The sequence below is a fragment of the Serratia sp. CY52157 genome, from assembly GCF_052168495.1.
Taxonomy (GTDB): Bacteria; Pseudomonadota; Gammaproteobacteria; order Enterobacterales; family Enterobacteriaceae; genus Serratia; species Serratia ureilytica.
On sequence record NZ_JBJNMO010000014.1, the window covers coordinates 1 to 5,473 of the forward strand.

Sequence of the window (5,473 nt, forward strand, 5' to 3'; positions counted from 1 at the left end):
AAACGCCGTAGCGCCGATGGTAGTGTGGGGTCTCCCCATGCGAGAGTAGGACACTGCCAGGCATCAAACAAAGCTGAAAGCCCTGAACTGACGTTCAGGGCTTTTTGCTATGCGTAAAATAAATCCCCTGATCGTATCTATTGCTTAGAAAAATACCTATTTCAGCGGCGTTGCTTATTTACATAAGCACGTATAATACTTTTGAGCAGGAGAATAACCAGCTCAATATATAATTGATAGATTCAGATTATTATTTAAATAATAAAAATGCCTATTTATGAACATGTTGATAAGAATTATCCTGTTATATCAAAGATAAATCCTAATTCTTCAGTGCATTACTCGATAAATTTCACGTTAATTAAAACAAATATTAGCCAGACGCTTCGAATCGAGTAGACTAAGCAAAAGATTATTTCCGCATGGGTACTGAACGTTATGTCTACTGAAAGCGCGTCTTTAAAAAACCACAATACTTTTGCGCTCCCGGTCAACGCAGCGCACCTGGTCATCGCCGATAGAATTGAGTTGATGCTCAAAGTCTGGCAACAAACGCGCAAGCGTCAGGAGCCGCTGCTGATTCTCGGTGAAGGTAGCAACGTACTGTTCCTGGAAGACTTTTCGGGTACGGTCATGGTTAACCAACTGAAGGGCATCGATGTTCGAGAAGATAACGATGCCTGGTATCTCCATGTCAGCGCCGGTGAGAATTGGCACGATCTGGTGCAATATACGCTGCAGGCCGGGATCTGCGGGTTGGAGAACCTGGCGTTGATTCCTGGATTGGCCGGCTCCGCGCCTATCCAGAATATCGGTGCCTATGGCGTCGAATTGAAAGATGTCTGTGAGTATGTCGACCTGCTGGACTTCTCTACGGGTGCCATCGATCGCATTCCGGCAGCCGATTGTGGTTTCGGCTATCGGGAAAGCATTTTCAAACATCGCTTCCAAACTGGGCATGCCATTGTCGGGCTGGGTCTGCGTCTGAGCAAGCAGTGGCAACCCAAGTTGAGCTATGGCGATCTGGCCAAGCTGGATCCCGCCACGGTGACGCCACTTCAGGTATTCGAGTCCGTATGTGCCATGCGCCGCAGCAAGCTGCCGGACCCGCGCGAAACCGGTAATGCCGGCAGTTTCTTCAAGAATCCGCTGGTGAACGCGGGGAAAGCCGCAGAACTCATCACACAATATCCCGGCATGCCGCATTATCCGCAGCAGGATGGTCAGGTGAAGCTGGCCGCTGGCTGGCTGATCGATCAGTGCGAACTGAAGGGGTATCGCATCGGTGGCGCAGCCGTACACCGCCAGCAGGCGCTGGTGCTGGTGAATATCGATAATGCGCATAGTCAGGATGTGGTGGCTCTGGCGCGCCATGTCCGTAAGACTGTGGCCGATAAATTTGGCGTATGGCTGGAACCTGAGGTGCGTTTCATTGGCGCAACTGGCGAATTGAACGCTGTGGTGGTGCTGTCATGAGAGATACCAAGGTCCCGTTAAAACTGATCGCGCTATTGGCCGACGGTGAATTCCATTCCGGGGAACAGCTCGGTGAGTCATTGGGCATGAGCCGCGCCGCGATCAATAAGCATATTCAAACCGTTCGCGAGTGGGGGCTGGATGTCTTTACTGTACCGGGGAAAGGATACAGCTTGCCTGCTCCCATGCAGCTATTGGAGGCGGAACGCATTCTTAGAGGGCTGGACGACAAGCGAGTTACCGTGCTGCCGGTCGTAGACTCTACCAATCAATATTTGCTGGATCGTATCGAAACGCTGCAATCTGGCGACGCCTGCATCGCTGAGTACCAACTGGCCGGCCGCGGTCGTCGTGGGCGTCAGTGGATTTCGCCGTTTGGCGCCAATTTATACCTGTCGATGTTTTGGCGATTGGAACAGGGGCCGGCTGCGGCGATGGGGCTGAGCCTGGTGATCGGCATGGTGATGGCGGAGGTCTTGCAGCGTCTTGGCGCTAAAGATGTGCGAGTCAAATGGCCCAACGATCTTTACCTGAACGATCGTAAATTGGCAGGGATCTTGGTCGAGTTGACGGGGAAAACCGGCGATGCGGCTCAGTTGGTCATCGGCGCTGGCATTAATTTGGCGATGCGGGATACCAATGCGAGTGGGATCAATCAAGGTTGGATCAACCTGCAAGAAGCCGGTATTAACATCGATCGTAATGAGCTGACCGCCACTCTGCTTAATGAATTGCGGCAGTCATTAAAACAATTCGAGATAGATGGGCTGGCGCCATTCATTGGCCGTTGGCGCACGCTGGATAATTTTATCGACAGACCGGTCAAACTGCTGATTGGCGAGCGACAGATTGTGGGTATCGCCCGGGGTATCGACGCGCAAGGTGCACTCCTGCTGGAACAAGAAGGGGAAATCAAACCCTTTATCGGCGGAGAGATATCGCTGCGCAGCGCGGAATAGTGAGAAAAGACAAGGGGACGGCAGCGTCCCCTTGATCGTTCGGTAGGCTTATTTTCTTAAACGCACGCTTTCAACGGCATGGTTGGCGCTTTTGGTCATAATCAGGCTCGCGCGTTCGCGGGTAGGCAGTATGTTCTGCTGCAAATTCAATCCATTGATTTCATTCCATAATTGCGTGGCGATATTAATCGCCTCCGGTTCCGGCAATTTTGAATAATTATGGAAATAAGAATCAGGATTGGAAAATGCGCCCTGACGGAATTTCAGGAAACGGTTGATATACCAGCTTTGCAATAGCGTCTCCGGCGCATCGACATATATAGAGAAGTCGACGAAGTCGGAAACGAATACGCGATGCGGATCGTGAGGATAATCCATACCGCTTTGCAATACGTTAAGCCCTTCCAGGATAAGAATGTCCGGCTGTTCGATGACTTTATTACCTTCGGGCACAACGTCATAGATCAAATGGGAATAAACCGGGGCGGTGACACGTTTGGCGCCGGATTTCACTTCCGACACGAACTTCACCAGGCTATGCATATCGTAAGACTGCGGGAAGCCTTTTTTCTTCATCAAACCGCGTTCGTTCAGCACCTTGTTTGGATGCAAGAAGCCGTCGGTCGTGATCAGCTCAACGCTGCGGTGTTCCGGCCAGCGGCTCAGCAGCGCCTGCAACAGACGTGCGGTCGTGCTCTTGCCGACGGCTACGCTGCCGGCGATGCCGATGACATAGGGAATCTTTTGCCCGTCGGTGCCGAGGAATTGTTCCAGTACCGCCTGCCGGCGCAGGTTGGAACTGATATAGAAGTTCAACAGTCGTGACAGCGGCAGATAAATCTGCGCAACTTCTTCCAACGAGAGATCTTCGTTAATCCCTTTCAGTTTAACGATCTCTTCTTCCGACAACGTCAGCGGCACCGAATCTCGCAACGCAGCCCACTGGGTACGATCGAACTGTAGGTAAGGCGTTGCTAAAGATTGATCTCTTTTTATCATAAGCCAAATTCTGCCTGTTAACGCAGGTTGGGAAAGGCGCCGGACGCCAACTCCAGAGAATAAACAAGCTGCATATTATAGACAGCTTCGTTTTTGGCGTAGACTTTTTTCGCAAAAGTTGTCGATAGGCAGCAGTTTATGTCAATTGTGCGAAGCGGCGCGCAGTTGATAAAGCGGGGTTGCAAGGCGGTATCATGGCGTCAGGATACCGCCTGAAGGTTAGCTGGCGATAGCGCGTGAAGACGGGGTCACGGTGAACAGACGTTTGTAATAAATGACGGTTGAGTGGTAATAGCCATCGGGTCCGGCCGCATAGTCAGGCATTTCACCCAGGCAGCGATAGCCCAGACTGCGATAAAGTGCTTCTGCCGCCGAACCGGCCTGTGTATCCAGATACAGTAGCCCGCGCTGTTGTTGCAGTGCCGCTTGCTCCAACGTCTTCATTAGCGCCAGGCCTACGCCGTTGCGACGAGCGCGGCTATGAACCAGCAGTTTCACTACTTCCGCACGATTACGGCCATTCGGTTTCTGGCAGAGCTCGAGTTGAACGGTGCCAACGACGCCGCGTTCGTCGCGGGCAATCCACAATAGCAGCTCACCCTTGGCCAAGGCCGGACGCAGGCTGTGGAAGTAACTCTCGGCGTCTTCATGCGGGATTAAGGTGTCGTAGCCCACTGAAGCGCCGTGGGTGACCGCATCGGTCAACAGGCGAGCCAATTCATCGCGATAAATCGGGAGCGTAGCGGCGTTGATAGGCACTATTTTCATCGGTCATTCCTCCAGATATGGGGGTAATGAAGATAAGCAATAACTGCGCCAGAGCGATAAAAGGCATAGCCACGGCGAAAGAGCAAGGAATAAGTGTAGTTCACGCCACGAACCAGGGCAGCCATCCTCTTTTTGGTGCATCGATCCCGCTCACGGTTTACCGCCGTGGGTTACGTGTTTTGAGAAGCCCGACACGGAGAAAGGGGCGTTCAAAGCTTGCAAAAAGTGGATAAAATTGTAGAGAATGATTGCCGCAAGTGATGAATGTTTGCACGCCACAGGCTGCGAATTGCATGACAGCATGCAAAATTGACTGATTTATGAGCGAAAGTGCGCGTAAAGCAATTTTTTTGTTGCATAGGTCGCCCGCTCTACCTAGAATGCGCTGCACTTGATGCCGGCTTAGCTCAGTAGGTAGAGCAACTGACTTGTAATCAGTAGGTCACCAGTTCGATTCCGGTAGCCGGCACCATTCAAGTCACAAGTAGTTAAAATCTGGTGGGGTTCCCGAGCGGCCAAAGGGAGCAGACTGTAAATCTGCCGTCACAGACTTCGAAGGTTCGAATCCTTCCCCCACCACCAAATCTTGCCTTCGGCGATTAACTGAGATGCGATAAACACCGCAACGGTTGATGGCGGGAGGAGAGGGCGAAAGCCTTCGGCAAGGTTCGAGTTGTGCAGCGCGAGGCGCAGCCGGCCCGAAGGATACGAGCCGAGTGATGAACAATCCTGCTCTATCCCCAAAATTCTACAGAAAAATCAGGTAGCCGAGTTCCAGGATGCGGGCATCGTATAATGGCTATTACCTCAGCCTTCCAAGCTGATGATGTGGGTTCGATTCCCACTGCCCGCTCCAAGATGTGCTGATATAGCTCAGTTGGTAGAGCGCACCCTTGGTAAGGGTGAGGTCGGCAGTTCGAATCTGCCTATCAGCACCACTTCTTAATTTCTCGCCCCCTGATTTTCTTTCTGTTCTGGATTCAACGAGCAAATGCTTGGTTGATGTGGTGATACCACCGATTTATCCGTGTCTTAGAGGGACAATCGATGTCTAAAGAAAAGTTTGAACGTACAAAACCGCACGTTAACGTCGGTACTATCGGCCACGTTGACCACGGTAAAACTACCCTGACTGCAGCGATCACTACCGTACTGGCTAAAACCTACGGCGGTTCTGCACGTGCTTTCGACCAGATCGATAACGCGCCAGAAGAAAAAGCTCGTGGTATCACCATCAACACCTCTCACGTTGAGTATGACACCCCGACTCG

At 51.8% G+C, this 5,473-nt stretch carries 5 protein-coding genes, 4 tRNA genes and 1 other RNA gene; 8 read left to right on the forward strand and 2 right to left on the reverse strand.

From position 1 onward, the window contains the following. The first annotated feature begins 438 nt into the window (after positions 1-438). Both murB and birA read left to right on the forward strand, forming a co-directional pair. Positions 439-1,476 carry a UDP-N-acetylmuramate dehydrogenase gene (gene murB / locus ACJ8IP_RS24130; RefSeq protein ID WP_033644353.1) on the forward strand — a complete coding sequence of 346 codons (1,038 nt, stop codon included), beginning with the start codon at positions 439-441 and terminating at the stop codon, positions 1,474-1,476. Continuing rightward, entirely contained in the window at positions 1,473-2,435 is a 963-nt protein-coding gene (birA, locus tag ACJ8IP_RS24135) for a bifunctional biotin--[acetyl-CoA-carboxylase] ligase/biotin operon repressor BirA (protein WP_033644354.1), read from the forward strand. Before murB ends, birA begins: the two co-directional genes overlap by 4 nt. Positions 2,436-2,483: 48 nt before the next feature. Here birA and coaA read toward each other — a convergent pair whose 3' ends face one another. Both coaA and ACJ8IP_RS24145 read right to left on the reverse strand, forming a co-directional pair. Then, a complete protein-coding gene (gene coaA / locus ACJ8IP_RS24140) occupies positions 2,484-3,434 on the reverse strand; it encodes a type I pantothenate kinase (RefSeq protein WP_025304936.1) in 951 nt (316 codons plus the stop codon). A gap of 219 nt (positions 3,435-3,653) precedes the next feature. Then, positions 3,654-4,202, reverse strand: coding sequence for a GNAT family N-acetyltransferase (locus ACJ8IP_RS24145; protein WP_033644356.1), 549 nt, complete (start codon positions 4,200-4,202; stop codon positions 3,654-3,656). A gap of 396 nt (positions 4,203-4,598) precedes the next feature. Here ACJ8IP_RS24145 and ACJ8IP_RS24150 point away from each other — a divergent pair. The 6 genes from ACJ8IP_RS24150 to ACJ8IP_RS24175 all read left to right on the forward strand — a co-directional run. Next, positions 4,599-4,674: transfer RNA gene (locus tag ACJ8IP_RS24150), tRNA-Thr, on the forward strand. A 25-nt stretch (positions 4,675-4,699) separates the two neighbouring features. Continuing rightward, positions 4,700-4,784 (forward strand) — tRNA-Tyr (locus tag ACJ8IP_RS24155). A gap of 46 nt (positions 4,785-4,830) precedes the next feature. Continuing rightward, positions 4,831-4,946, forward strand: a non-coding RNA gene (locus ACJ8IP_RS24160) — RtT sRNA. 37 nt (positions 4,947-4,983) lie between these two features. Beyond that, a tRNA-Gly gene (locus ACJ8IP_RS24165) sits at positions 4,984-5,058 on the forward strand. 6 nt (positions 5,059-5,064) lie between these two features. Continuing rightward, positions 5,065-5,140: transfer RNA gene (locus ACJ8IP_RS24170), tRNA-Thr, on the forward strand. Between the two features lie 109 nt (positions 5,141-5,249). Then, a partial coding sequence (locus ACJ8IP_RS24175) for a GTP-binding protein (RefSeq protein ID WP_008502775.1) occupies positions 5,250-5,473 on the forward strand: 224 nt, incomplete at its 3' end.

Excerpts from the sequence above, each read along its gene's own strand:
- murB (WP_033644353.1), top strand. The coding sequence starts at position 439 with ATGTCTACTGAAAGCGCGTCTTTAAAAAACCACAATACTTTTGCGCTC.
- birA (WP_033644354.1), top strand. The coding sequence starts at position 1,473 with ATGAGAGATACCAAGGTCCCGTTAAAACTGATCGCGCTATTGGCCGAC.
- coaA (WP_025304936.1), bottom strand. The coding sequence starts at position 3,434 with ATGATAAAAAGAGATCAATCTTTAGCAACGCCTTACCTACAGTTCGAT.
- ACJ8IP_RS24145 (WP_033644356.1), bottom strand. The coding sequence starts at position 4,202 with ATGAAAATAGTGCCTATCAACGCCGCTACGCTCCCGATTTATCGCGAT.